Genomic DNA, 23,764 nt, shown 5'->3' with positions numbered 1-23,764 from the left:
TAAGGTTCCGCCCTTACGGCGGGTCACTTTTTCCAGACGCCGAAAAGGTAACCCAAAAGGCTTGCTCCTACGTGCGGCCCGCTCGCTGGGGCTCGGGGTTCCTTCGCTGCGGGATCGATCCGGGCGCAGCGCCTACGGTTTGCTTCGCTGCACCTCCTCTCGCTGTGTTTGGCTGCGCCAAACGGTCGCTGCGCTCCCACGCCCGGATCAATCCCTCCACTCAGCCTTCCGACGTCGCCCGTGGATCAAGATCAAAAGCAGGCGAGCTGACACTCGGCCTATTGAGTGGTGAAGAGCGCGGGTGTTCGGCTTTTGATTTGCGTTGTTGCTGCCCCTCACCCCAGCCCTCTCCCGAGGGAGAGGGGGCTGAAATGTGTGCTTTTCAAAGCCTCAGTTCGACTCGGTATTTCACGTCGGCGTAACTCTCCCAAACACCTCGATCAGTCCCCTCTCCCTCTGGGAGAGGGTTAGGGTGAGGGGCTTTTGATCTGTTCCAGAATCTGAGTTCGACTCGGTATTTCAAGTCGGCGTAGCTCTCCCAAACACCTCGATCAGTCCCTTCTCCCTCCGGGAGAGGACTAGGGTGAGGGGCTTTTGATCTGTTTCAGAATCTGAGTTCGACTCGGTATTTCACGTCGGCGTAGCTCTCCCAAACACCTCGATCAGTCCCCTCTCCCTCTGGGAGAGGGCTAGGGTGAGGGGCTTTTGATTGTCTGCGGCAAATAGTGTCTTCGACTCAAGTCGCCACATTCAAATACTTGCCCACCGATGCCGTTTTCTCCAGCGAGTACTGTTTGCTCAAATTGGCAATCATGCGGTTCAGGGCTTCGGTGGTGCTCTGGGTAGAAGCGGTCTGTTCTTCATCCGGCCGTTCTCGCCCTGCCTGTAAAGCCGCTTTCAGCTCGTCGCTGCTTACACCGCCGCTGCTGTCGCTATCGAGCACCTTGAGCAGCGCGGCACTGGTGTCAGTGCTGGTGGTTGAAGTCGCGCTGTCGCTGGCTTGCAGTGCGCTGCCGAGTTCTGTCGCGGTCACGCTGCCGTCGCCATCCGCATCAAGTTGGCTGAACAGTTCGTCGCTGCTGATGGCGCCGTCACCGTCGCTGTCGAGGGCGCTGATCAGGGCGTCGGCGAGGTCGGTGTCCGGTGCTTGATCGTGTGGCGGTGGCGGGGGCGCCATGGCGGTCAATTCTTCGGCGCTGAGGCTGCCGCTGGCATCGCTGTCCAGATCACCGAATTGTTTACTCAGTTTGACCAGCAGACCGTCGTCGTTCTTCTGCGACAGGGCGCTTTTCAGTTCGTCCTGATCCACTGCGCCGTCGCCGTTGCTGTCGAGTTTGGCGAACAGTTCTTTTTGCAGTTGCTGGCTGCGGGCGTTTTGCGTGGAGGTACTGCTGGTGCTGGTATAGCTCGTGTAGTTGCTGACGCTACCAATCATCGGATTCACTCCCTGGAATGGAAAACCGGTGGGTGTACCGGCTTATGCAGCGTCGGGGCGCAAGTTGTCGGGGGTATGTGGGATTTGTACCGGTGGGTACACACGATGGAATGAACACCAAATACCTTGTAGGAGTGAGCCTGCTCGCGATAGCGGTTTATCAGTGACATTTACTGTGACTGACACTCCGCTATCGCGAGCAGGCTCACTCCTACAGGTGGATTGTGTGTTTCTCAGGTGCGCGGCAGGCGAATGATGGCGGTGAGGCCGCCGCCGGGGGTTTCTTCGAGGTTGAGCTGGCCACCCAGACGCTGGGCCGCTTCGCGGGCAATCGTCATACCCAGCCCGACGCCGCCAGAGTTGCGATTGCGCGAGCCTTCCAGCCGATAAAATGGTTCAAACACCGCTTCACGCTTGTCCTCGGTGATCCCCGGGCCGTGATCGATTACGCGGATCAGCAGTTGCTCGCGCTGATCCTGCAATTCGATGCGTGCCTGGCCGGCATAACGCAGGGCATTGTCCATGAGGTTGTTGAGGCACGAACGCAGCGCCATCGGCTGTACCGGCAACGGTGCGCAATGGCCGCTGACCTGTACGTCGGCGCCTTGATCCTGCGCGTTTTCGCACAGTGATTCGACCAGCGCCTGCACATCCATCAATTGCAAGGCTTCGCTGGTGCGCTGTTCGTGCAGGTAGGTGAGGGTGGCGTCGAGCATGCCGATCATGTCGTCGAGGTCCTGGCGCATCTGGCCTTGCAGCTTTTCATCGCTGATGTTTTCCAGGCGCAGTTTCAGGCGTGACAACGGTGTGCGCAGATCATGGGAAACCGCGCCCAGCATCCGTGCGCGCTGCTGCACCTGTTCGCGAATGCGTTGCTGCATCAGGTTGAAGGTGTAGGCGGCTTGTCGCGATTCCCGCGGGCCGGACTCGTCGAGCGGCGGACTGTCGAGGTCTTCGCTGAGGCGTTCGGCGGCGTCGCTCAGGCGCTGGATCGGGCGACTGAGCAGTTTGGCGCCGTACCAGGCCGCGATCATCAGCGTGATGAATTGAAAGGTCAGCGGCACCACCGGGCCACCGAACCACGGACGCGGTGGCCGTGGCGGGTAGCGCGGATCATGTGCCATCGGTTGCCCTTCGGCGCCTTGAGAGAACTCCGGTGGCGGCGGGGGCGGCGGGGGCCCGTAGTGGTGGAACCAGGCGAACGCCAGCAGGTGCGCCAGGACAATCGCCACGAACAGCACGCCAAACAGACGCCCGAACAGCGTGTCGAAGCGCGCCCGCATCAGCCGATGTCCCGCGCGTCGAACAGGTAACCCTCACCGCGCACGGTTTTGATCAACTGCGGGGCTTTCGGGTCGTCGCCGAGTTTCTGCCGCAGACGCGAGACCAGCAAATCGATGCTGCGGTCGAAGGCTTCGATCGAGCGGCCACGGGCAGCATCGAGCAGTTGCTCGCGGCTGAGTACCCGACGCGGACGTTCGATAAACACCCACAGCAGGCGGAATTCGGCGTTGGACAGCGGCACCACCAGACCATCGTCGGCGATCAACTGGCGCAGGACGCTGTTCAGACGCCAGTTGTCGAAACGAATGTTCGCGCGCTGTTCGGTTCGATCGTCGCGCACCCGGCGCAGAATGGTTTGAATGCGCGCGACCAGTTCGCGTGGCTCGAACGGTTTGGCCATATAGTCATCGGCGCCCAGTTCCAGGCCGATGATGCGGTCGGTCGGTTCGCAACGAGCGGTGAGCATCAGGATCGGGATGTCCGATTCAGCGCGCAGCCAGCGGCACAGCGACAAGCCGTCTTCGCCGGGCAGCATCAGGTCCAGCACGACAACGTCGAAATGTTCGGCGAGCAGCGCCTGACGCATCGCCGCGCCGTCGGTGACGCCGCTGGCGTGGATATTGAAGCGCGCGAGGTAGTCAATCATCAGCTCGCGGATCGGCACGTCATCATCGACGATCAGCGCGCGAATGCTCCAGCGCTTGTCGTCTTTAGGCTCATCCGTCGCGGTCATTTGGGTGTTGTGCATGAGGCTGTTCATCTGCCAGTAGGCCGCCAACCACAAAAGATGGGCTGCGAGGTTGTGGTTTCAGCATAGGCGTCCGGCCGTGAGGCGGGAAGTGCTGATGTAAGGACGTATTGCGGCTGGCGAGGCTAGCGCGGGTGCTTGTTGCTGGCGTGTCGGTTGTGTATCGGAGTCGACACAATAGCAGCGAGCGCTATGCTGATCACGGCCAGCGCGACGATTTACCGATCATCGGGTGCCGCGCTGCCGCCGGTTCCGCTACAATGCGCGCCGATTTCGACCTGCCTGAGAGCCCATTCATGTCCGCCTGCCAGACTCCTATCATCGTCGCCCTGGATTTCCCTACCCGTGACGCCGCACTGAAGCTGGCCGACCAGTTGGACCCGAAGCTGTGCCGGGTCAAAGTGGGCAAGGAACTGTTCACCAGTTGCGCCGCCGAAATTGTCGGCACCCTGCGTGACAAGGGTTTTGAAGTATTCCTCGACCTGAAATTCCACGACATTCCCAACACCACCGCGATGGCCGTGAAAGCCGCTGCCGAGATGGGCGTGTGGATGGTCAACGTGCATTGCTCCGGTGGTATGCGCATGATGGCCGCTTGCCGTGAAGAGCTGGATAAACGCAGCGGCCCGCAGCCGTTGCTGATCGGCGTGACCGTGCTGACCAGCATGGAGCGCGAAGACCTGGCCGGTATCGGTCTGGATATCGAGCCGCAAGAGCAAGTGCTGCGTCTGGCCGCGCTGGCCGAAAAGGCTGGCATGGACGGTCTGGTGTGCTCGGCGCTGGAAGCCTCGGCACTGAAAACTGCGCACCCTTCGCTGCAACTGGTGACCCCGGGAATTCGTCCGGCGGGCAGCGCGCAGGACGATCAGCGCCGCATTCTGACTCCGCGTCAGGCGCTGGATGCCGGTTCCGATTATCTGGTGATTGGCCGTCCGATCAGCCAGGCGGCGGATCCGGCGCAGGCGCTGGCTTCGGTCGTAGCCGAAATCGCCTGATCAGGCACCGCAAAACCCTGTAGGAGTGAGCCTGCTCGCGATAGCGGTGTGTCAAACAACGGTAATGTTGACTGACACACCGCTATCGCGAGCAGGCTCACTCCTACATTTGTTTTGTGGTGGTTTTAGATTTTCAACACCAACTTGCCGAAGTTCTCACCGCTGAACAATTTCATCAGCGTTTCCGGGAAGGTCTCCAGCCCTTCAACGATATCTTCCTTGCTCTTGAGCTGCCCCTTGGCCATCCAGCCGGCCATTTCCTGCGCGGCACTGGCGTATTGCGCTGCGTAATCCATCACCACAAAACCTTCCATACGCGCACGATTGACCAGCAACGACAGGTAGTTGGCTGGCCCCTTGACCGCTTCCTTGTTGTTGTACTGACTGATCGCGCCGCAGATAACCACCCGCGCCTTTATGTTCAAACGGCTCAACACCGCATCGAGGATGTCGCCGCCAACGTTATCGAAATACACATCGACGCCTTTCGGGCATTCGCGTTTAAGCCCGGCCACGACATCTTCGGACTTGTAGTCGATGGCACCGTCAAAACCCAACTCATCAATAAGGAATTTGCACTTGTCGGCGCCGCCGGCAATGCCAACCACGCGGCAGCCTTTGAGCTTGGCAATCTGCCCGGCGATGCTGCCCACTGCGCCCGCTGCACCGGACAACACCACGGTGTCGCCGGCCTTCGGTGCGCCGACATCCAGCAGGGCGAAGTAGGCGGTCATGCCGGTCATGCCCAGCGCTGACAGGTACACCGGCAGCGGTGCCAGTTTCGGATCGACTTTGTAGAAACCTCTTGGCTCGCCGAGGAAATAATCCTGCACGCCAATGGCGCCGTTGACGTAGTCCCCGACCGCAAAGCCAGGGTTGTTCGAAGCAATGACTTTGCCTACGCCCAGCGCGCGCATGACTTCACCGATACCGACCGGCGGGATGTAGGACTTGCCCTCGTTCATCCAGCCACGCATCGCCGGATCGAGGGACAGGTATTCGTTCTTGACCAGAATCTGGCCCGCCGCCGGTTCGCCGACCGGTACTTCCTGATAGGTGAAGGTCTCGCGGTTGGCCGCTCCCACCGGGCGTTTGGCGAGCAGGAACTGGCGATTGGTCTGGTTGGTCATGGCAGGCACTCGAACGGAATGAAGCCTTGTTGATAGACCTTCGCCGGCATTGGCGCAAGGTTGGCTGATGCGGCGAATGCACGCCGATCCAGTGCAGTGATGATCACCTGGCCGGTTTTATCACTGCGACGCATGGGCACATAAACAGCCATTGGATAGTGCTGACGCTCGGCAGACCTCAATGGCTATGCTGCCATTCCATACATCCCCTGCATCTATCCCTTCGAGGACATAACAATGAGCATGACGTTTTCCGGTCAGGTTGCTGTAGTCACTGGCGCGGCCAACGGCATCGGCCGTGCGACCGCGCAGGCGTTTGCCGCCGAAGGCCTGAAAGTGGTGGTCGCCGATCTGGACGCGGCAGGGGGCGAGGGCACGGTGGCGCTGATTCGTACAGCCGGCGGCGAAGCGACCTTCGTGCGCTGCAACGTAACCGTCGAAAGCGAAGTGAAAAATCTGATGGACGAGGTCATCAATACCTACGGCCGTCTCGACTACGCCTTCAACAATGCCGGCATCGAAATTGAAAAAGGCAAACTGGCCGAAGGCTCAATGGATGAGTTCGACGCAATCATGGGCGTCAACGTCAAAGGCGTCTGGCTGTGCATGAAGTATCAACTGCCGCTGTTGCTGGCGCAGGGCGGCGGGGCGATCGTCAACACCGCCTCGGTAGCGGGACTGGGCGCGGCGCCGAAGATGAGCATCTACGCGGCGTCGAAGCACGCGGTGATCGGTCTGACCAAATCGGCAGCCATCGAATACGCGAAGAAGAAAATCCGCGTCAACGCTGTGTGTCCGGCGGTGATCGATACCGACATGTTCCGCCGTGCTTACGAGGCCGACCCGAAGAAGGGTGAGTTCGCCAACGCCATGCACCCGGTCGGGCGCATCGGCAAAGTCGAGGAAATCGCCAGTGCCGTGTTGTACCTGTGCAGCGACGGTGCGGCATTCACCACCGGCCACTCGCTGGCAGTGGATGGTGGCGTCACCGCTTTCTGAATCACGCCCAAGAACAACAGCCCGCATTCGTTGCGGGCTTTTTTGTGGGCAGCGGTCAGTTCCGTGAAGCCTCTTAAACAATGTGTATCAAACGGTTAGAACGGTCGCTTTTGGCGGCGTTGTCGCACAGCCTGTCCGGCGCGGCTGTGATTTACTGCCGCCAGCAAAACGGACAGGAGTTTGCTTGCTCATGGAATTGAGAATTGATCGACAGGCAATGGTGCCGGTCGTGCAGCAGATTGTTGACGGACTGACCGAGTGGATCCTGCAAAGTGGCGTACCGCCGGCCACCCGTTTGCCGTCCGTGCGGCAAATCGCCCGGGGCAATCTGCTCAGCCAGTCGTGTGTGGTCGAGGCGTGTGAGCGGCTGGTATCGCAGGGTGTTCTGAGTTCATGCCAGGGCACCGGGTTCATTGTCGCCGCCTCGCCCTCGGCAACAGGCGCAGAAGATGAGCTGGCGCCATTCGAGGGCCGGTTCGCCTGGTGCGATGCCGTGTGCGAGGCCGCGGGCGGCTTGAAACTTGGCGCGGGCGGACTGCCGCATAGCTGGCGTGAACCTGACGACCTCAGTTATGCCCTGCGCGAGGTGGCTCGCACCGACATGGCCAGCCTGTTCAACTACAGCACGCCCTTGGGGCTTCCAGCGTTGCGCGAGCAAATCGCCAAGCGCCTGAAACTGTTCGGTATCGAGGCCCGCAGTGCGCAGTTGCTGAGTACCTGCGGCGCCAGCCATGCGCTTGATCTGATCGTGCGCACCTTGTTCAAGGCTGGAGACTGCGTGGTGGTCGAGACGCCCGGTTACGCGCCGTTGTTCGATCTCCTGCGGATGCACGGCGTGCGCATGCTCGAGGTGCGTCGCACCCCGAACGGGCCGGATATCGACGCGCTGGAAGCGTTGCTGCAACAGTTTCGCCCCGGCGCGTTATTCATCAACAGCCATCATCACAACCCCACCGGCAGTTGCCTGTCGCCGAGCGTAGCGCAACGCATCCTGCAACTGAGCAAGACCTACGATTTGCGCGTGATCGAAGACGATGTCTACGCAGACTTGCACACCGGCAACGGCACGCGCCTGGCGGCTCTGGATGATGAGGGGCGAGTCATTTACGTGGGCAGTTTTTCCAAGACGCTGAGCAGCTCGTTGCGGGTCGGTTTCGTTTTTGCCGACAGCGACATGGTCAGACGGCTGGCGCAGGTCAAGATGATCAGCGGTCTGGGGGCGTCAAGGTTTACCGAAGCGGTGCTGGCCAGCCTGATGGTGAGCGGCGCTTACCGCAAACTGGTGCAGCGCCAGCGTCAACGCCTGAATGCCGATCGCGCGGCCGCATTGCAGGCGCTGGAGGACGCCGACTGGGAGGTTTTCGGCAAGCCTGCGGGTGGCTTGTTCATCTGGGCGCGCTCGCGCATGACCGATCAGATTCGGCTGCGTCGGCAGGCTCAACGTTGCGGCGTGTTGCTGTCAGCGCCTGATGCATTCAGTCCCAATGGCGAGTCGGGCGATTGGCTGCGCATCAACGTCGCCTATGCCTGTGATCCGCGCGCCCGGCAGTTTTTTCGCTACACCGGTTCGGATCGACCTCAAGTGTTCTGAAAACGACGCAGGCGTAGCTTTTTGCCATTATTCCGACGCCAGAGACTTGTGCTGCTTCATGGCCGTTGCGACTCTTCGCTCTACTGACAATGGCAGGGGACTACGCGCAATGATTTCGGCCATGCAAGGACGTTTTGCCAACCTCGGTATGGCGAAAAAACTGGGTATCGGGTTTGTGCTGGTTTTGCTTCTGACCGCGCTGGTGGCGGCCATCGGCGTTTGGTCCCTGCAAACCATCAGTCAGCGTTTCGACGGGCTGAAACAGATGTCTTCGCTCAACAGTGGCTTGCTCAAGGTGCGCCTGCTCGAGCAGGAATATGCCTTGCGGGGCGATCCGAAGACGGCCGATGCCCTGCGTAAGGGCGTCGACGGACTGGTTGCTCTGGCTGATCAGCTCAAAGCGCAGTCGGCGGCGAATGTGCCGGTCATGAATGATGTGCAGCAGTCGCTGGGCGCTTATCGTAAGGCGTTCGACGAGTTTGTGTCGTTGACTCAGGCCAAGGACCTGGCGCTGGAAATGGCCAGTTGGTCGGTGTCCAGTGTGGCCAACAATCTTGACGTATTGCAGGCCGGACTTGCCGACGACGGTGCTTATACCTTGAAGGACACCGAGGGCAAGGACGGCGCACAGTTCATCGAGCAGGCCAGTCAGGTCAGCCAGGTTTCGCGGTTGATGCTGCAAGCGATGAACGAAGCGCGGATTCGTCTCGATCAAAGCCGCAAGGGCGATGCCGACAGTGCTGGCAAGGGCAATATCGAACAGGCCGCACAAGCGCAGGCGCAGGCCGAAGAATTGAAAACCACGGTCAAGGACGAGGGCTATCTCACCGTGCTCAATGAAGTGTCCGGGCACATCGCCGGTTTCAACGACAAACTGGCCGAGTACACCGGGTTGCTCGCGCAGGAAAAAACCGTCTACGAGCAATTGCACCAGCGTGCCAACGAAGTGGTCGAGCGGGTGAATCAGGCGTATGTCGCTGAAGACGGCGCGATGCAGGCAGAACTGAAGAAAAACTCGCTGCTGATCATCGGCTCATCGGCGCTGGCATTGCTGGTGGGATTACTCGCCGCGTGGCTGATCACCCGACTTATCGTCGCGCCATTGCGCAGTGTGATTCAGGTCGCGCAGCAGATTGCCGCCGGCGACTTGAGTGCGACCGTGGCAGTGACCCGTCGCGACGAGATCGGTCAGTTGATGCTGGCGATGCAACAGATGGGCGCGGGTCTGAGTACCATCGTCAGTGGTTTGCAGGCGGGGATTGAGCAACTGGCCAGTTCGGCGCAATCGTTGTCGACGGTCACTGAGCAGACCAACCTTGAGGTCAGCAGCCAGAAGGAAGAAACCGAGCAGGTTGCCACGGCGATGAACCAGATGACCGCCACCGTTCACGACGTTGCACGCAACGCCGAAGAAGCGGCGCTGGCCGCGCAGACGGCGGATGACAAGGTCGAGAGTGGACAGCAGGTGGTGCGCCAGAGCATGGCGCGCATCGAGCAATTGGCTGACTCGGCGACGTCGGCCAGTTCGAGCATCGAAAGCCTTAGTGCGGAAATCCAGAATATCGGCACGGTGCTCGGGGTGATCAAGAGTGTTGCCGAACAGACCAATCTATTGGCGCTGAATGCGGCGATCGAGGCTGCGCGGGCCGGGGAGCAGGGCAGGGGCTTTGCGGTGGTGGCTGATGAGGTGCGTGCTTTGGCTCGGCGCACGCAGCAATCGACTGAGGAGATTGAACGGCTGGTCAGTGCTTTGCGCTTGGCGGCGCATTCGTCGGTGCAGCAGATTCAGAGCAGCGGCGAGTTGGTGAAGCTGGCGGTGAGTGATGCGTTGCAGACCGAGAGTGCGCTGGGGAGTATTGCGGCGGCGGTGTCGTTGATTCAGCAGATGAATCAGCAGATTGCGGCGGCGGCCGAGGAGCAGAGTTCGGTGGCGGAGGAGATCAATCGCAGTGTGACGAGTATTCGTGCGAGTGCGGATCAGTCGTCGATCGCGATGCGTGGGAATGCGGCTTCGAGTGTTGAGCTGGCCCAGTTGGGGGGGAGTTGCGCGGGATGGTTGGGCATTTTCGGCTTTGACGCTTTGACGCTTTGACGCTTTGACGCTTGGCGGCCTTTGGGCCGACCAGGCTCTTGGGGTTTTGGGGGGATATCCGTTGCTGCGGGTGTTGCTGATTAGGGTTCCGCCCTTACGGCGGGTCACTTTTTACAAACGCCTAAAAAGTAACCAAAAACGCTTGCTCCTACGTGCGGCCCGCTCGCTGGGGCTCGGGGTTCCTTCGCTCCGGGATCGATCCGGGCGCAGCGCCTACGGTTTGCTTCGCTGCACCTCCTCTCGCTGTGTTTGGCTGCGCCAAACGGTCGCTGCGCTCCCACGCCCGGATCAATCCCTCCACTCAGCCTTCCGACGTCGCCCGTGGATCAAGATCAAGAGCGGCAGCCGGGCTAACGCTCATCCTGTTGAGTGGTGAGAAGCTGATGCGGTTGCGAGGTGGGCGTTGCTTTTGCTTTTCTGTGGGAGCGAGTTTGCTCGCGAAGGCGGCCTGACAGCCGACCAATTTTCTATCTGATGTACTCAGCCCCAATGTAGGAGTGAGCCTGCTCGCGATGGCGGCCGGATAGCCGACCAATTTTCTATCGGATGTACTCAGTCCCAATGTAGGAGTGAGCCTGCTCGCGAAGGCGGCCGATAGCCGACCAATCCGCTATCGGATGTACTCAGTCCCAATGTGGGAGTGAGCCTGCTCGCGATGGCGGCCGGATAGCCGACCAACCTCTGTCAGATGTACTCAGCGCCCCTTGTGGGAGCGAGCTTGCTCGCGAAGGCGGCCGGATAGCCGACCAATCCGCTATCGGATGTACTCAGTCCCAATGTGGGAGTGAGCCTGCTCGCGATGGCGGCCGGATAGCCGACCAACCTCTGTCAGATGTACTCAGCCCCCTGTGGGAGCGAGCCTGCTCGCGAAGGCGGCCTGACAGCCGACCAATTTTCTATCGGATGTACTCAGTCCCAATGTAGGAGTGAGCCTGCTCGCGATGGCGGCCGGATAGCCGACCAACCTCTGTCAGATGTACTCAGCCCCCTTGTGGGAGCGAGCTTGCTCGCGATGGCGGCCTGATAGCCGACCAATTTTCTATCAGATGTACTCAGCCCCAATGTAAGAGTGAGCCTGCTCGCGATGGCGGCCTGATAGCCGACCAACCTCTGTCAGATGTACTCAGCCCCCTTGTGGGAGCGAGCCTGCTCGCGAAAGCGGCCTCACATTCACCGGTTTTCTATCAGGTTCACTCCCGCGAGCCCACAAAAAAGCCACCTTTCGGTGGCTTCTCTTCCAGCATCTGCAATCAGTCGTAAATCACTTTCTTTTTCCAGTCCGCATCGGCCTCGACATCTTTGAGGCCAGCGGTCAGTTGGTTTTCTTCACCTTCAACCGGTGCAATCTTGTCCATGACCTGGGCGTTCGCGCGGGCCAGGAGTTTTTCCAGGTATTGCAGTTGTTCTGCGTACATCTGCGGGTCCTGCTGTTTGCGCAGGTATTGCACGCCGCGTTCGAAGGCGAGGCGGGCCTGGCCGGGCTGGTTTTGTTGCAGGGACTGTTGGCCGAGGTTGTTGAAGAATTCGATGTGCAGCAGCACCAGAATGTGGCGGACTTCGCGGATCCAGTGCTTGGCTTCGTTCGGTGGCAGGAAACCATCGTGGGCGGCGCGGGTGATCTGGCCGTGGAGGGCTTCGAGCAGGAAGCGCACGTCTTTGGCTTTGGCTTCGGTCAGGATCGGTGCCGGTGGGTTGTTGACCGGGATCGATTCGCCTTGGGCGACGAGGGCGCTCAGTTCGGTGATGCGTGCTTTGGTGGTGGCGCTGGTTTTTTCCAGGTTCAGCAGGCGCTGGCAGACGTTCAGTTCCAGACGGGTCAGCAGCAGCTTGAGCGCCGGGGTCATGAACTGGCCGGGGAAGGTTTCGGTCAGTTCGCCGCAACGGCGCAGGCGGTCGTTGAGTTCGACCTTGGTGCGGGCCTTCTCCAGTTTGTTGTTCTCCACCACATGGTTCATGTAGCCAATGGCGATCAGAATTGCGATCCCGGCTACGACTAGCAGGGTGATCATGAGTGGTGTCACCGGTAAGACCTCTTTATAGGGTTCGCATGCGAGTGTAGTGGCTGGGCATTTAGTCGCCTAGCGCCGCTCGACGAGTTGGATCGGCAGGTTCAATCTGTATCGGCCGCACGCTGCTTATATGAATGCTGGCGCTGCGAGTGCAGATTGCCATCACTGTGGGTGGACTATAGCGTCTTGGCGAGTGGCGGAATATAGGCGTCAATCGTCGGGCGACGGAAAAGCCCGATTGCCGCCGTAAAGGTCGTCGAAGTCATTGATTTAAATAAATTTATATCAGGGGGTTGACGACCTCTCAATCCATCCATAGAATGCGCGCCACTTGCAGCGTAAAGCACACAGCGAAGCGCGGCAGGGAGTGAATGTTGTAGTGTGTCCCCTTCGTCTAGTGGCCTAGGACACCGCCCTTTCACGGCGGTAACAGGGGTTCGAGTCCCCTAGGGGACGCCAATGCGGGAATAGCTCAGTTGGTAGAGCACGACCTTGCCAAGGTCGGGGTCGCGAGTTCGAGTCTCGTTTCCCGCTCCAATTTTAAACAGCAGCGCTTTCGGGCGGTGCTGAGTGAAACCAGAGCCAAGTCTTCGGATGCGGATCTGGACACCGAAACACACACCATGTGTTCCGGGTAGCGTGTCCCCTTCGTCTAGTGGCCTAGGACACCGCCCTTTCACGGCGGTAACAGGGGTTCGAGTCCCCTAGGGGACGCCATTTGCGGGAATAGCTCAGTTGGTAGAGCACGACCTTGCCAAGGTCGGGGTCGCGAGTTCGAGTCTCGTTTCCCGCTCCAAATTCTAAAAACGCCGCTCAGTGAGCGGCGTTTTTATTAGTGAAAGTTGTAGCCTGTGTCCCCTTCGTCTAGTGGCCTAGGACACCGCCCTTTCACGGCGGTAACAGGGGTTCGAGTCCCCTAGGGGACGCCATTGCGGGAATAGCTCAGTTGGTAGAGCACGACCTTGCCAAGGTCGGGGTCGCGAGTTCGAGTCTCGTTTCCCGCTCCATATTCACAAAAACGCCGCTCAACAGAGCGGCGTTTTTGTATGCGCGCGATTTGTGGTTGTGTCATCTGTCATAAAGAAAAAGGCCCGCCGAAGCGATTCGGCGGGCCTTTTTGCGTTTTGCATCTGCTTACCAGGACAGCATCAGTCGGCCAGCAAACAGAATAAGCACCACGCCCATGGTGCGCTCGAACCAATGGCCCATGCGCATGAACAGCAGGCGAACCCGATTGCTTGAGAAGAACAGCGCGACCACGACAAACCACAATGCATTCACAAAGCACATCCACAGCCCGTAAAAGGCCTGGATCTGCAGGGGCGTGCTGGCGCTGATGATCGTGGTGAAGATGGCCAGGAAAAACAGCGTGGCCTTGGGGTTGGTTGCATTGGTCAGAAAACCGGTGCTGAAAGCTTTGAACAGCGTTTGTTCGACCACGGGCTCGTCCGCAGCTTTTTCACCTTCAACGGCCGATTTGGGTTTGCTGCGCAGCAGGCTGACGCCCAGATACAGGATGTAGGCACCGCCAATCACCTTGGCGACAGTCAGCAGCCACGGGGTGGTGTGCATCAATGCCCCGACACCCAACAACGTGTAGAGCACGTGCACGGAAATCCCCGCGCCGATACCCAGCGCCGTGCAGATCCCTACCAATCGGCCGAACCGTACGCTTTGGCGAATGGTGACTGCGAAGTCCGGGCCGGGAGCAACCACAGCCAGAAAGTGAATGGTTGCCAGCGCCAGAAACTCGCCCAGATAATTCGAATACATCTCAGCTCCAATAGGTCAGGGGTGAAGCATTGCCGCGATAGCCGACAAAAAAGGAAAGGCTCAAACGCGGATCGGCCACGCCCGGAGTCACCGAGTGCATGCGCCGCGAGTTGAACATGATGAAATCACCGGGTTGCGGTCGGACTTCGAGCGCAGGTGGGCCGAGCAGCGCTGGTTCAATGCCATAACTGTCGCCACGCATCTCGTCGAATTGATCCGGGGTGATGTCGTCGTCCCATATCTGCAACGCACCGCCCTCGGTCGGCATGTTCAGGTAGACGTTGCAGGCGAACTGCGCTTCCAGACTGCGGGCCTGGAAGCTGTCCGGAGCATCCTTGGCGAAGATGTCGTGATGGGCGAGGAAGCACACGCCGGGTTTCACCACGCGCGAAAGGCCGACATACATTTTCCGGCCGTAGAGGTTTTCCAGGTGCGCGCCGGCCGGCCAGGATTCGTCGAGCATGCAGCGCAAGGTGTCGATCGGTGAGGAGTAGGGCGCGCAGCGATTGCGCAGTTCAGCGATGTTGCTGGTGGCGCGTTCGAAGTAGTCCTCAATCAGCAGCGGCTGGTTTTCCGCCTCGTAAAATGCCATGCCGATGCGGCCGATACTCGGTGCGTTGATGTAACCCTCGAAGCCTGGAGCGAGAATCTTGTCGCCAATCTGAATGGCCAGCGGCTCAGGCAAAAAGCCTTTGACGCGGATGGCGAGGACTTCTTCGTTGGCCAGTTTTTTTATGCACGTCTCATCGAGACGCTCGACGTCTAGCATCATTTTTTAGGTCCATCTATCGATAGTCAACGGAACCTGCGAATGCGGTTCCCCGGCGTCGGACGCTGCGTGAAGCAGCGCCCGAAATGCTCAATCCACGTTGTAGTGGACGGACAACGTGCCTTTCTTCTGCGAAAGGGACGCGATCGTGACTGTGCCCAGATCCTTCAGGCTGCGTACGTGGGTGCCACCGCAGCCATAGGCGGGCAGTTCACCAAAACCGATTTCCCGCGCACCTTCGCGTAGCGAGGTCAGGCGGGGCAGGTCGTGTTCGATCCACTGGTCGATCCCGTGTTGAACGGTCTCTGCATCGACTTCCTGCGCGGTGTCGCCGGGTTTGAATTGCACTCGGCCTTCATCCGGCCAGTGATGGGCTTTGATCGGCATCCAGCCCAGCGCCTGGACGAAATGCCCGATCAGGTGCCCGGCCGAATGCATGCGCGTATTGAAGTGGCGGCGCTGTTCGTCGATGCGGATGCAGGTCATGCCCAGTTCCACCGGCCGGTCGACAAAATGAATGATCCGGTCCGGCTCCTGCACTACACGCAGTACCTGGCTTTCGCCGATCCAGCCGGTATCACACGGCTGACCACCGCCCTGCGGGTGAAACAGCGTGGCGCGCAAGACCACGGCGAATTCGTTCTCTTGGGGCGTGCAGTCGAGGACTTCCACATTGGCCTTGAGGTCATCACTATGGAAAAAGAGGCGAAGCGTCATATTCCATGCCCTTATTAAAGTTTCTTTTTTTATTATATGAATCGTGCAATAACGTGATAATCCGTTCAAACATCAAAGGACTTGTGCGCTGTGAGCATCAATCTGCCGCTACCGCTGCTTGGTGAAATGGCGATTTTCGTCAAGGTCGTCGAGACCGGTAGCTTCTCTGAAGCGGCTCGGCAGTTGGGTTCATCGCCGTCAGCGGTGAGTCGTAGTATTTCGCGTCTGGAAAAAGCCTTGGCCACGCGCCTGCTGCAGCGCACTACACGCAAACTGCGCTTGAGTGACGGTGGCGAAGAGGTGTTCAAACGCTGCCAGGAGATGGTCAGCGCGGCCAAGTCGGTGATGGAAATCAGCGGCCAGTTCACCCATGAAGCGGAAGGACTGGTGCGCGTCAGCGTGCCGAAAGCGGTGGGGCGCTTCGTGATTCATCCGCACATGCCCGAGTTCCTGCGGCGTTATCCCAAGGTCGATGTCGAGTTGTTGCTGGAGGATCGCCAGGTCGATTTGATCGACGACCATGTCGATCTGGCCATTCGCATCACCGATCGACCACCGGCCGGGCTGGTTGGCCGGCAGTTACTGACCATCGACCATTTGCTCTGTGCCACGCCGCAGTACCTGGCCGAGCACGGCGTACCGACTCACCCGCATGATCTGCTCAATCACAGTTGTATTTATCTGGGGGAAACCCCGAGTGATGCGCGCTGGAAATTCAAGAAGGGCAGTAAGGCGGTGACGGTAGGTGTCCGCGGTAGGTATGCCGCCAATCACACCGGTGTGCGGCTGGGCGCGGTGTTGCAGCACATCGGCATCGGCAGCCTGCCGTATTTCACCGCCCGTTACGCGCTTGAGCAAAAGTTGGTGGTGCAGGTGTTGCCGGACTGGACGTTCCTCGCGTCCTATCACGGCGGACTGTGGCTGCTGCATTCGCCGACGCGCTATCTGCCACCCAAGTTGCGGGTGTTCATCGACTATCTGGTGGAGTGCCTGCAGAAAGAGCCGACCTTGAGCAAGCCGGGCAAATCAGTGGGGGAAAGCAACGCGGCGATGGCGTATGAATTGCCCGAAAGTGAAGGGTTGTTGTAGCGCAAAGCAAAAGATCGCAGCCTTCGGCAGCTCCTACAGAGGATTGCGTGAGTCCACTGTGGGAGCTGCCGAAGGCTGCGATCTTTTGATCTTCAACCCACTGTTATATCAGTGCTTGCTGTCCTGAGCGGACATCGCCAGCAGTTGTTTTTCCTGGTTCCAGTCGAACGGTTCATCGTTCTGTTCGGCTTCGTAGCGACGTTCTTCCAGTGACTGATACAGGTCGATCTCTTCATCGGACAAGTAATGCAGGCAGTCGCCGGCGAAGAACCACAACAGATCGCGCGGGATCAGGTGGGCGATTTGTGGATAACGGCTAATCACTTGAGTCAGGATGTCCTGGCCCAGGTACTGGCTTTCGATCGGATCGATTGGCAGCGATGCCAGCAGTTCGTCGAAGCGCTCCAGGAACAAGGCATGGCTTTCTTCGGGAACCTGATCGGCCTCACCTACGGCGACCAGGATACTGCGCAGGTGGTCGAGCAAAACAAGATGATCGGCAACGACGTTGGACACGAGATAAGTCCTCAAGAGCAAAACGGGCGCGGGAGTATAAAGCTCCCGCGCCCTCTTGGACATGCCTGTCAGGATCAGCGGACTTTGCCCTCTGCCAGTTTCAGTTCCTCTTTGTCGAAGTCATCGACGTCGATCACCTTGCGTCGTGCGGCTTCGGCATCGCGCAGGCTCTGTGCTTCTCCCGGTTGCAACACCCCGGCCTCCAGCGCCGCATCGATGGCGTGTTCGCCCGCTACCGGTTTGACCTGACCGCTTTTCAGCGACGTGTGCAGTTTTTTGTGCAGTGGCTGCGCGGCATTCAGTAAATCACTGGCGTGTTGCAGCGCGCCGACGGCATCGTCTGCCGACTGCGGGCGATAGCAACCGGCAAGCAGTTCTTCCAGCGCCGGATCACCTTTGGCGCGACCAATCACGCCTGCCACTTCGGCACCGAGTTTGTCCGACGGGCCTTTGTGACGACGACCGAACGGGAACACGATGGCTCGCAGCAGGCAACCGAATACCTTGTTCGGGAAGTTGCGCAGCAATTCATCCAGCGCCCGTTCCGATTGGCCGAGGCTTTCTTCCATCGCCCAACGGAACAGTGGCTCCATGTACGCTGGCGAATCCAGATCGTGATAACGCTTGAGCGCGGCGGAGGCCAGATACAGGTTGCTCAACACATCACCCAGACGTGCCGACAGACGCTCGCGACGTTTCAGTTCGCCGCCCAGCAGCATCATGCTGAAGTCGGCGAGCATGGCGAACGCCGCTGCCTGACGGTTCAGTGCGCGGAAGTAGCCTTGGCTGATCTTGTCGCCCGGCGCGTGTTCGAAGTGGCCGAAACCGAGGTTCAACACCAGCGTACTGGCCGCATTGCTTACGGTGAAACCGATGTGTTTGAGCAGCAAACCATCGAACTCTTTCAGCGCCTGATCCTTGTCCTCACGACCGGCAAGGGCCATCTCCTTCAGCACGAATGGATGGCAACGAATCGCGCCCTGACCGAAGATCATCAGGTTGCGCGACAGGATGTTTGCACCTTCCACGGTGATGAAGATCGGCGCGCCGTTCCAGCTACGCCCGAGGTAGTTGTTCGGGCCCATGATGATCGCCTTGCCACCATGCACATCCATGGCGTGGCTGATGCACTCGCGGCCGCGTTCGGTGAGGTGATACTTGAGAATCGCCGAGAGCACCGACGGTTTCTCGCCCAGGTCCACTGCGTTGGCAGTGAGCATCCGCGCCGCGTCCATCATCCAGGCGTTGCCGCCGATGCGCGCCATGGCTTCCTGAATACCTTCGAAAGCCGACAGCGGTACATTGAATTGCTCACGAATCTGCGCGTACTGGCCGGTGACCAGGCTGGTGAATTTGGCCGCGCCAGTGCCGACTGCCGGCAACGAGATCGAACGGCCGACCGACAGGCAGTTCATCAGCATCATCCAGCCCTTGCCGAGCATCTCCTGACCGCCGATGAGGAAGTCCAGCGGAATAAACACGTCTTTGCCCGAGTTCGGGCCGTTCATGAACGCCGCGCCGAGTGGCAGGTGACGACGACCGATTTCCACCCCAGCGGTATCGGTCGGAATCAACGCGAGGCTGATGCCAAGGTCCTCCTTGTCGCCCAGCAGATGCTCCGGGTCGTAGGCCTTGAAAGCCAGGCCGAGGAGGGTCGCGACAGGACCGAGGGTGATGTAGCGTTTTTCCCAGTTCAGGCGCAGGCCGATGACTTCCTGACCTTCCCATTGGCCTTTGCAGATGATCCCGGTGTCGGGCATCGCACCGGCATCGGACCCGGCGAGCGGACCGGTGAGGGCGAAGCACGGGATGTCATCGCCCCGAGCCAGCCGTGGCAGGTAGTGATTGCGTTGTTCGTCGGTGCCGTAATGCAGCAGCAGTTCGGCCGGGCCGAGGGAGTTCGGCACCATCACGGTGGAGGCGAGGTCACCGCTACGGGTAGCGAGTTTCATCGCCACCTGCGAGTGGGCGTAAGCCGAGAAGCCTTTGCCGCCAAATTCTTTCGGGATGATCAGGGCGAAGAAACCGTGTTCCTTGATATGCGCCCAGGCTTCGGGTGGCAGGTCCATCGACTGGCCGATCTGCCAGTCAGTGACCATCGCGCAGAGTTCCTCGGTCGGGCCGTCAATGAACGCCTGTTCTTCCTCACTCAATTGCGCCTTGGGATAGGCCAGCAGCTTGTCCCAGTCCGGGCGGCCGCTGAACAGCTCACCGTCCCACCACACGGTGCCGGCGTCGATTGCGTCGCGTTCGGTCTGCGACATGGGTGGCAGGGTTTTCTGGAACCAGTTGAACAACGGCGCAGTGAAATGCTTGCGACGCAGGTCGGGCAGCAGCAGCGGGGCAGCGACCACCGCCAGCAGCACCCAGAACACCAGCAACAACCAGCCCGGCGCATGACTGAAAATACCCATCGCCAGCAGGTAGACTGCCACGATGCCCAACGCAGGCAGAGGTGAAATACGCCGGTGGGCGAGATACGCCACACCAACGATCAAAACCAGTATCCACAACAACAGCATATTCAGTCCTCCGTGAACCAAGGCAAATCGACCCTCCAGAGCTTAGACGGCATCTGTAAAACCGGGTGGTCAGACCAAGGTGATTGAAATCGTGGGAAACCCCGGATGGTTTTCGTAGGTTCGGTGGGCAACACGTGTGGGAAATCGTTCGCTGATCCCGCGTCTTTGCGTCCAAGTTTGGCCGAAACGTCGTTATCTCTGTGCTGACGCTGTCGCTAGACTCGGGGCTCACCCAGGAGATTGTCGTCATGCGCGAGTATCTGAGTCCCGGCCGCTTCATCGATAGTGACCACCCGGCAGTGGTGGAGTTCGCCGAACAACATCGGGGTGCCAGCCGCGATCCGCTCGAGCGGGCGATCAATCTTTATTACGCGGTGCGTGAGGCGGTGCGCTACAACCCCTACACCTTCAGTCGCGATCCGCAGACCTTGCGTGGCAGCTATGCGCTGACGACGGGGGAGAGTTATTGCGTGCCCAAAGCCACGCTGCTTGCCGGTTGTGCGCGGCATTGCGGGATCCCGGCGCGTATCGGTCTGGCCGACGTAAAAAATCACTTATCGACGCCACGTCTGCTTGAGTTGCTGAAAAGCGACATGTTCGCCATGCACGGGTACACCGAACTGTTCCTCAATGGACGCTGGGTCAAAGCCACACCGGCGTTCAATCAGAAGCTATGCGAATTGTTCAACGTTGCGCCGCTGGAGTTCGACGGTATCAATGACAGCGTTTTCCACCCGTTCAATCGCGACGGCGCGCAGCTCATGGAGTATCTGGTCGATCACGGCCAATTCGCCGATGTCCCGGAAACGTTCTTCTTCGAACATTTGCAAAAGTGCTATCCGCATCTGTTCACTGATCAGCAGCCGCAACGGCTGGGCGATATGCAGAGTGATTTGAGCCGTACCTGATCCGGCGTATGCTGCCTGCCCACTCATTTGAAAAGAGGCGGTCATGCTGAAGATCTGGGGACGGAAAAACTCATCGAATGTCAGGAAGCCATTGTGGGCGGCTGAAGAGCTTGGCCTAGCCTACGAGGCAATCGATGCCGGCGGCGCATTTGGAGTAGTCGACACTCCCGAGTACCGGGCGATGAACCCGAACGGTCGGGTGCCAGTGATCGAGGACGACGGTTTCGTGCTGTGGGAGTCCAACGCCATCGTCCGCTATCTGCTGGCCAGACATGCGCCCGACAGTCACTGGTATCCGGCGGATCCGCAAGCGCGAGCCATCGCTGACAAATGGATGGACTGGACCACTTCAAGTTTTGCCGGTCCCTTCCGCACGGTGTTCTGGGGCGTCTTGCGCACGCCGGCGGACAAGCAGGACTGGGCTGCGATCAACGCCGCGATCAAGGAATGCAATGAGTTGCTGAGCATGGCCGATCATGCCTTGGCCAGTCAGCCATATCTCTCTGGACAAGACATCGGCATGGGCGATATCCCGCTCGGCAGTTTCATTTATGCCTGGTTCGAGATGCCCATCGAACGCGCACCACAAGCGCATCTGCAAGCCTGGTATGAGCGCTTGAAGCAGCGTCCGGCTTACCAGAAAGCGGTTATGACCGCGTTGACTTAATACTTACTATCGACACACTTGACTGTACTTGTGCGGCGGCGGCAAGCACCATTGCGCTCTGGTGCTGCGGTTGTTTCCCTCGCCGCCCGCCCTTATTTATCCCTTTCTTCCCTTCTTGGTGCGTAAATCCGATATGAGTTCCGCTCTGTCCATCCGGCAGCTAACCAAAACCTACGGCAACGGGTTCCAGGCCTTGAGTGGTATCGATCTGGACGTCGCCGAAGGTGATTTTTTCGCCTTGCTCGGCCCTAACGGTGCCGGCAAATCCACGACCATCGGCATTCTCTCGACCCTGGTGAACAAGACCAGCGGCACGGTGAATATCTTCGGCCATGACCTGGACAAAAATCCTGCGCAGCTCAAGCGCTCGATTGGCGTGGTGCCCCAGGAATTCAACTTCAATCAGTTCGAAAAGACCTTCGACATCGTCGTGACCCAGGCCGGTTACTACGGCATTCCGGCGAAGATCGCCAAGGAACGCGCCGAGCAGTACCTCACCCAACTGGGCCTGTGGGACAAGCGCGATGTGCCGTCGCGTTCGCTGTCCGGGGGCATGAAGCGGCGTTTGATGATCGCCCGAGCGCTGGTGCACGAACCGCGTCTGCTGATCCTCGATGAACCGACCGCAGGCGTCGACATTGAGCTGCGTCGATCAATGTGGACGTTCCTCACCGAACTGAACCAGAAAGGCATCACCATCATCCTCACCACGCACTATCTGGAAGAGGCTGAGCAGTTGTGCCGCAACATCGGCATCATCGACCACGGCACCATCGTCGAGAACACCAGCATGAAACAGTTGCTGGGCCAGTTGCACGTGGAGACCTTCCTGCTGGACCTGAAAAACGACTTGAACGCCGCGCCGCAATTGCTCGGTTATCCGGCGCGATTGATCGACAGCCACACCCTGGAAGTTCAGGTCGACAAATCCATGGGCATCACGGCGTTGTTCACCCAGTTGGCGCAGCAGAACATCGAAGTGCTGAGCCTGCGTAACAAAACCAATCGCCTCGAGGAGCTGTTCGTGTCCCTGGTGGAGAAGAATCTGTCGAAGGTGGCGGTATGAGTTCCGAATTCCGTCCCAACCTCGTCGCCCTGCAGACCATTGTTTACCGCGAGGTCAAACGCTTCACGCGGATCTGGCCGCAGACGCTGCTGCCGCCAGCGATCACCATGGTTCTGTATTTCGTGATCTTCGGTAACCTGATCGGTCGGCAGATCGGCGACATGGGTGGCTTCACTTACATGGAGTACATCGTGCCGGGGCTGATCATGATGTCGGTGATCACCAACTCCTACGGCAACGTGGTCTCGAGTTTCTTCGGCAGCAAGTTCCAGCGTTCCATCGAAGAGCTGATGGTGTCGCCGGTGTCGCCGCACACGATTCTGATCGGTTTCACCATTGGCGGCGTGTTGCGTGGTCTGATGGTTGGCGTGATCGTGACCATTCTGTCGCTGTTCTTCACCCATTTGCAGGTACATCACCTCGGCGTGACCATTTTGGTGGTGGTACTGACGGCGACGATTTTCTCGCTGCTGGGCTTCATCAACGCGGTGTTCGCGCGCAACTTCGATGATATTTCTATCATCCCGACCTTTGTGCTGACACCGCTGACGTACCTGGGTGGGGTGTTTTACTCGATCACCTTGCTGCCGCCGTTCTGGCAGACCGTGTCGTTGGCCAACCCGGTGCTGCACATGGTCAACGCCTTCCGTTACGGCATTCTGGGTGTGTCGGATATCAAGATCGGCATTGCGATCACCTTCATGCTGGTGGCGACCGTTGTGCTGTATCTCGGATGTGCGCGGTTGCTGGTGAGTGGGCGCGGGATGCGTACCTGATCCAGAACCGCGTCGACTTCTTCGCGAGCAGGCTCGCTCCCACATTGGATCTATGTTGTGCTGAAGATCTTCTGTGGGAGCGAGCTTGCTCGCGAATGCAGACGCCACAAATCAGAACGGCCTCCCATTGCGGAGGCCGTTTTGCGTTCAGCGCATGCGACTCTTCTTGCGCCGCGCCCATTGCCGCGCCACCCACCAGCGCCAATACATCATCACAATGCAGTAGGCGAGGGCGCCGAGTACCAGTCCGACTACCACCGAGCCGAGCAGAAACGGCTGCCACAACGTCGACAACTCGCCGCTGATCCACTCCCAGGTCAGCTCGTCCGGTAGATGTCGGGCGGGCACATCCATCAAAAACGCCCCGGCCTGATAGGTGCAGAAGAACACCGCCGGCATGGTGATCGGATTGGTCAGCCAGACCAGGCTGACCGCAATCGGCATGTTGCCGCGCACCGTGACGGCGAGGGCGGCGGCCACCAGCATCTGCGCCGGGATCGGCAGGAACGCGGCGAACAGGCCAACCGCCATCGCCCGGGCGACCGAGTGACGATTGAGGTGCCAGAGGTTCGGGTCATGCAGCAACTTGCCGAGAAAGCGTAAGGATTTGTGTTCCCTGATGCTCGTCGGGTCGGGCATATAACGTTTGAATAAGCGCCGGGGCATAAGGCTTCTCGG

At 59.4% G+C, this 23,764-nt stretch carries 21 protein-coding genes, 6 tRNA genes and 1 pseudogene; 16 read left to right on the top strand and 12 right to left on the bottom strand.

Features of this window, described 5'->3' with window-relative positions; genetic code table 11:
* Nucleotides 1-736: 736 nt before the first annotated feature.
* From xopAW to AB4O01_RS12355, 3 genes are all read right to left on the bottom strand, one after another.
* Nucleotides 737-1,435, bottom strand: a complete 699-nt coding sequence (gene xopAW, locus AB4O01_RS12365; protein ID WP_460091924.1) for a XopAW family type III secretion system calcium-binding effector — start codon at nt 1,433-1,435, stop codon at nt 737-739.
* A gap of 233 nt (nt 1,436-1,668) precedes the next feature.
* Complete coding sequence (locus tag AB4O01_RS12360; protein WP_320336517.1) at nt 1,669-2,718, bottom strand: sensor histidine kinase; 1,050 nt, start codon at nt 2,716-2,718, stop codon at nt 1,669-1,671.
* Nucleotides 2,718-3,467, bottom strand: coding sequence for a response regulator (locus tag AB4O01_RS12355; protein ID WP_016983639.1), 750 nt, complete (start codon nt 3,465-3,467; stop codon nt 2,718-2,720). Before AB4O01_RS12355 ends, AB4O01_RS12360 begins: the two co-directional genes overlap by 1 nt.
* Before the next feature lie 296 nt (nt 3,468-3,763).
* Between AB4O01_RS12355 and pyrF the strand changes: the two genes are divergently transcribed.
* Nucleotides 3,764-4,462 carry an orotidine-5'-phosphate decarboxylase gene (gene pyrF / locus AB4O01_RS12350; protein ID WP_175559628.1) on the top strand — a complete coding sequence of 233 codons (699 nt, stop codon included), beginning with the start codon at nt 3,764-3,766 and terminating at the stop codon, nt 4,460-4,462.
* 125 nt (nt 4,463-4,587) lie between these two features.
* Here pyrF and AB4O01_RS12345 read toward each other — a convergent pair whose 3' ends face one another.
* Both AB4O01_RS12345 and AB4O01_RS12340 read right to left on the bottom strand, forming a co-directional pair.
* Nucleotides 4,588-5,592, bottom strand: a complete 1,005-nt coding sequence (locus AB4O01_RS12345; protein WP_186625694.1) for an NADP-dependent oxidoreductase — start codon at nt 5,590-5,592, stop codon at nt 4,588-4,590.
* The gene (locus AB4O01_RS12340; protein ID WP_460091920.1) at nt 5,589-5,726 is read right to left on the bottom strand and encodes a hypothetical protein; all 138 of its coding nucleotides are present in this window, start codon (nt 5,724-5,726) and stop codon (nt 5,589-5,591) included. The genes AB4O01_RS12345 and AB4O01_RS12340 overlap by 4 nt, the downstream gene beginning before the upstream one ends.
* 103 nt (nt 5,727-5,829) lie before the next feature.
* Here AB4O01_RS12340 and AB4O01_RS12335 point away from each other — a divergent pair, with 103 nt between their 5' ends.
* The 4 genes and pseudogenes from AB4O01_RS12335 (at nt 5,830) to AB4O01_RS12320 (ending at nt 10,274) form a co-directional block, all read left to right on the top strand.
* Nucleotides 5,830-6,591 carry an SDR family oxidoreductase gene (locus AB4O01_RS12335; RefSeq protein ID WP_007917441.1) on the top strand — a complete coding sequence of 254 codons (762 nt, stop codon included), beginning with the start codon at nt 5,830-5,832 and terminating at the stop codon, nt 6,589-6,591.
* Nucleotides 6,592-6,781: 190 nt separating this feature from the next.
* Entirely contained in the window at nt 6,782-8,182 is a 1,401-nt protein-coding gene (locus AB4O01_RS12330) for an aminotransferase-like domain-containing protein (RefSeq protein ID WP_093435504.1), read from the top strand.
* Nucleotides 8,076-9,350 (top strand): annotated as a pseudogene (locus tag AB4O01_RS12325) (methyl-accepting chemotaxis protein); the annotation flags it as partial. The gene AB4O01_RS12330 and the pseudogene AB4O01_RS12325, both read left to right, overlap by 107 nt.
* A gap of 27 nt (nt 9,351-9,377) precedes the next feature.
* Nucleotides 9,378-10,274 carry a methyl-accepting chemotaxis protein gene (locus tag AB4O01_RS12320; protein WP_460092257.1) on the top strand — a complete coding sequence of 299 codons (897 nt, stop codon included), beginning with the start codon at nt 9,378-9,380 and terminating at the stop codon, nt 10,272-10,274.
* A 1,250-nt stretch (nt 10,275-11,524) separates the two neighbouring features.
* Here the strand turns inward: AB4O01_RS12320 and AB4O01_RS12315 are convergent.
* Nucleotides 11,525-12,283, bottom strand: a complete 759-nt coding sequence (locus AB4O01_RS12315) for a hypothetical protein (protein WP_176471267.1) — start codon at nt 12,281-12,283, stop codon at nt 11,525-11,527.
* 383 nt (nt 12,284-12,666) lie between these two features.
* On the opposite strand from AB4O01_RS12315, the gene AB4O01_RS12310 reads away from it, so the two are divergent.
* The 6 genes from AB4O01_RS12310 (at nt 12,667) to AB4O01_RS12285 (ending at nt 13,290) form a co-directional block, all read left to right on the top strand.
* A tRNA-Glu gene (locus tag AB4O01_RS12310) sits at nt 12,667-12,742 on the top strand.
* Between the two features lie 2 nt (nt 12,743-12,744).
* A tRNA-Gly gene (locus AB4O01_RS12305) sits at nt 12,745-12,820 on the top strand.
* A 104-nt stretch (nt 12,821-12,924) separates the two neighbouring features.
* A tRNA-Glu gene (locus AB4O01_RS12300) sits at nt 12,925-13,000 on the top strand.
* A 3-nt stretch (nt 13,001-13,003) separates the two neighbouring features.
* Nucleotides 13,004-13,079, top strand: a tRNA-Gly gene (locus tag AB4O01_RS12295).
* Between the two features lie 57 nt (nt 13,080-13,136).
* Nucleotides 13,137-13,212, top strand: a tRNA-Glu gene (locus AB4O01_RS12290).
* Nucleotides 13,213-13,214: 2 nt separating this feature from the next.
* A tRNA-Gly gene (locus AB4O01_RS12285) sits at nt 13,215-13,290 on the top strand.
* A 127-nt stretch (nt 13,291-13,417) separates the two neighbouring features.
* On the opposite strand, the gene AB4O01_RS12280 is transcribed toward AB4O01_RS12285, so the two are convergent.
* From AB4O01_RS12280 to AB4O01_RS12270, 3 genes are all read right to left on the bottom strand, one after another.
* Nucleotides 13,418-14,056, bottom strand: coding sequence for a LysE family translocator (locus AB4O01_RS12280; RefSeq protein ID WP_095048634.1), 639 nt, complete (start codon nt 14,054-14,056; stop codon nt 13,418-13,420).
* Between the two features lies 1 nt (nt 14,057).
* Nucleotides 14,058-14,828 carry a 2OG-Fe(II) oxygenase gene (locus tag AB4O01_RS12275; RefSeq protein ID WP_093435492.1) on the bottom strand — a complete coding sequence of 257 codons (771 nt, stop codon included), beginning with the start codon at nt 14,826-14,828 and terminating at the stop codon, nt 14,058-14,060.
* An 87-nt stretch (nt 14,829-14,915) separates the two neighbouring features.
* Nucleotides 14,916-15,542: an alanyl-tRNA editing protein gene (locus tag AB4O01_RS12270; RefSeq protein ID WP_093435488.1), complete on the bottom strand. Its 627-nt coding sequence runs from the start codon at nt 15,540-15,542 to the stop codon at nt 14,916-14,918.
* A 90-nt stretch (nt 15,543-15,632) separates the two neighbouring features.
* Here AB4O01_RS12270 and AB4O01_RS12265 point away from each other — a divergent pair, with 90 nt between their 5' ends.
* Nucleotides 15,633-16,631, top strand: coding sequence for a LysR family transcriptional regulator (locus tag AB4O01_RS12265; protein WP_093435485.1), 999 nt, complete (start codon nt 15,633-15,635; stop codon nt 16,629-16,631).
* A gap of 108 nt (nt 16,632-16,739) precedes the next feature.
* Here AB4O01_RS12265 and AB4O01_RS12260 read toward each other — a convergent pair whose 3' ends face one another.
* Together AB4O01_RS12260 and AB4O01_RS12255 are read right to left on the bottom strand one after the other, a co-directional pair.
* Nucleotides 16,740-17,147 carry a PA2817 family protein gene (locus AB4O01_RS12260; RefSeq protein ID WP_460091917.1) on the bottom strand — a complete coding sequence of 136 codons (408 nt, stop codon included), beginning with the start codon at nt 17,145-17,147 and terminating at the stop codon, nt 16,740-16,742.
* Nucleotides 17,148-17,221: 74 nt separating this feature from the next.
* Nucleotides 17,222-19,669, bottom strand: a complete 2,448-nt coding sequence (locus AB4O01_RS12255; protein WP_460091914.1) for an acyl-CoA dehydrogenase — start codon at nt 19,667-19,669, stop codon at nt 17,222-17,224.
* A 248-nt stretch (nt 19,670-19,917) separates the two neighbouring features.
* Between AB4O01_RS12255 and AB4O01_RS12250 the strand changes: the two genes are divergently transcribed.
* The 4 genes from AB4O01_RS12250 to AB4O01_RS12235 all read left to right on the top strand — a co-directional run bounded on the left by AB4O01_RS12250 (nt 19,918) and on the right by AB4O01_RS12235 (nt 23,086).
* On the top strand, nt 19,918-20,577 hold the full coding sequence (locus AB4O01_RS12250) for a transglutaminase-like domain-containing protein (RefSeq protein ID WP_093435478.1): 660 nt from the start codon (nt 19,918-19,920) through the stop codon (nt 20,575-20,577).
* Nucleotides 20,578-20,620: 43 nt separating this feature from the next.
* Entirely contained in the window at nt 20,621-21,244 is a 624-nt protein-coding gene (locus AB4O01_RS12245) for a glutathione S-transferase family protein (protein WP_093435475.1), read from the top strand.
* A 133-nt stretch (nt 21,245-21,377) separates the two neighbouring features.
* Nucleotides 21,378-22,310, top strand: a complete 933-nt coding sequence (locus AB4O01_RS12240) for an ABC transporter ATP-binding protein (RefSeq protein ID WP_093435472.1) — start codon at nt 21,378-21,380, stop codon at nt 22,308-22,310.
* Nucleotides 22,307-23,086 (top strand): ABC transporter permease, encoded by a 780-nt coding sequence (locus AB4O01_RS12235; protein WP_008087860.1) that lies wholly within the window; start codon nt 22,307-22,309, stop codon nt 23,084-23,086. Before AB4O01_RS12240 ends, AB4O01_RS12235 begins: the two co-directional genes overlap by 4 nt.
* A gap of 147 nt (nt 23,087-23,233) precedes the next feature.
* Here AB4O01_RS12235 and AB4O01_RS12230 read toward each other — a convergent pair whose 3' ends face one another.
* Nucleotides 23,234-23,752, bottom strand: coding sequence for a DUF2062 domain-containing protein (locus AB4O01_RS12230; RefSeq protein WP_095048627.1), 519 nt, complete (start codon nt 23,750-23,752; stop codon nt 23,234-23,236).
* Nucleotides 23,753-23,764: the final 12 nt, after the last annotated feature.

The organism is Pseudomonas sp. S2_E02 (assembly GCF_054668355.1).
The sequence above is the reverse complement of the archived record's forward strand: the minus strand, read 5'-3'. Positions and strand labels throughout refer to the sequence as shown.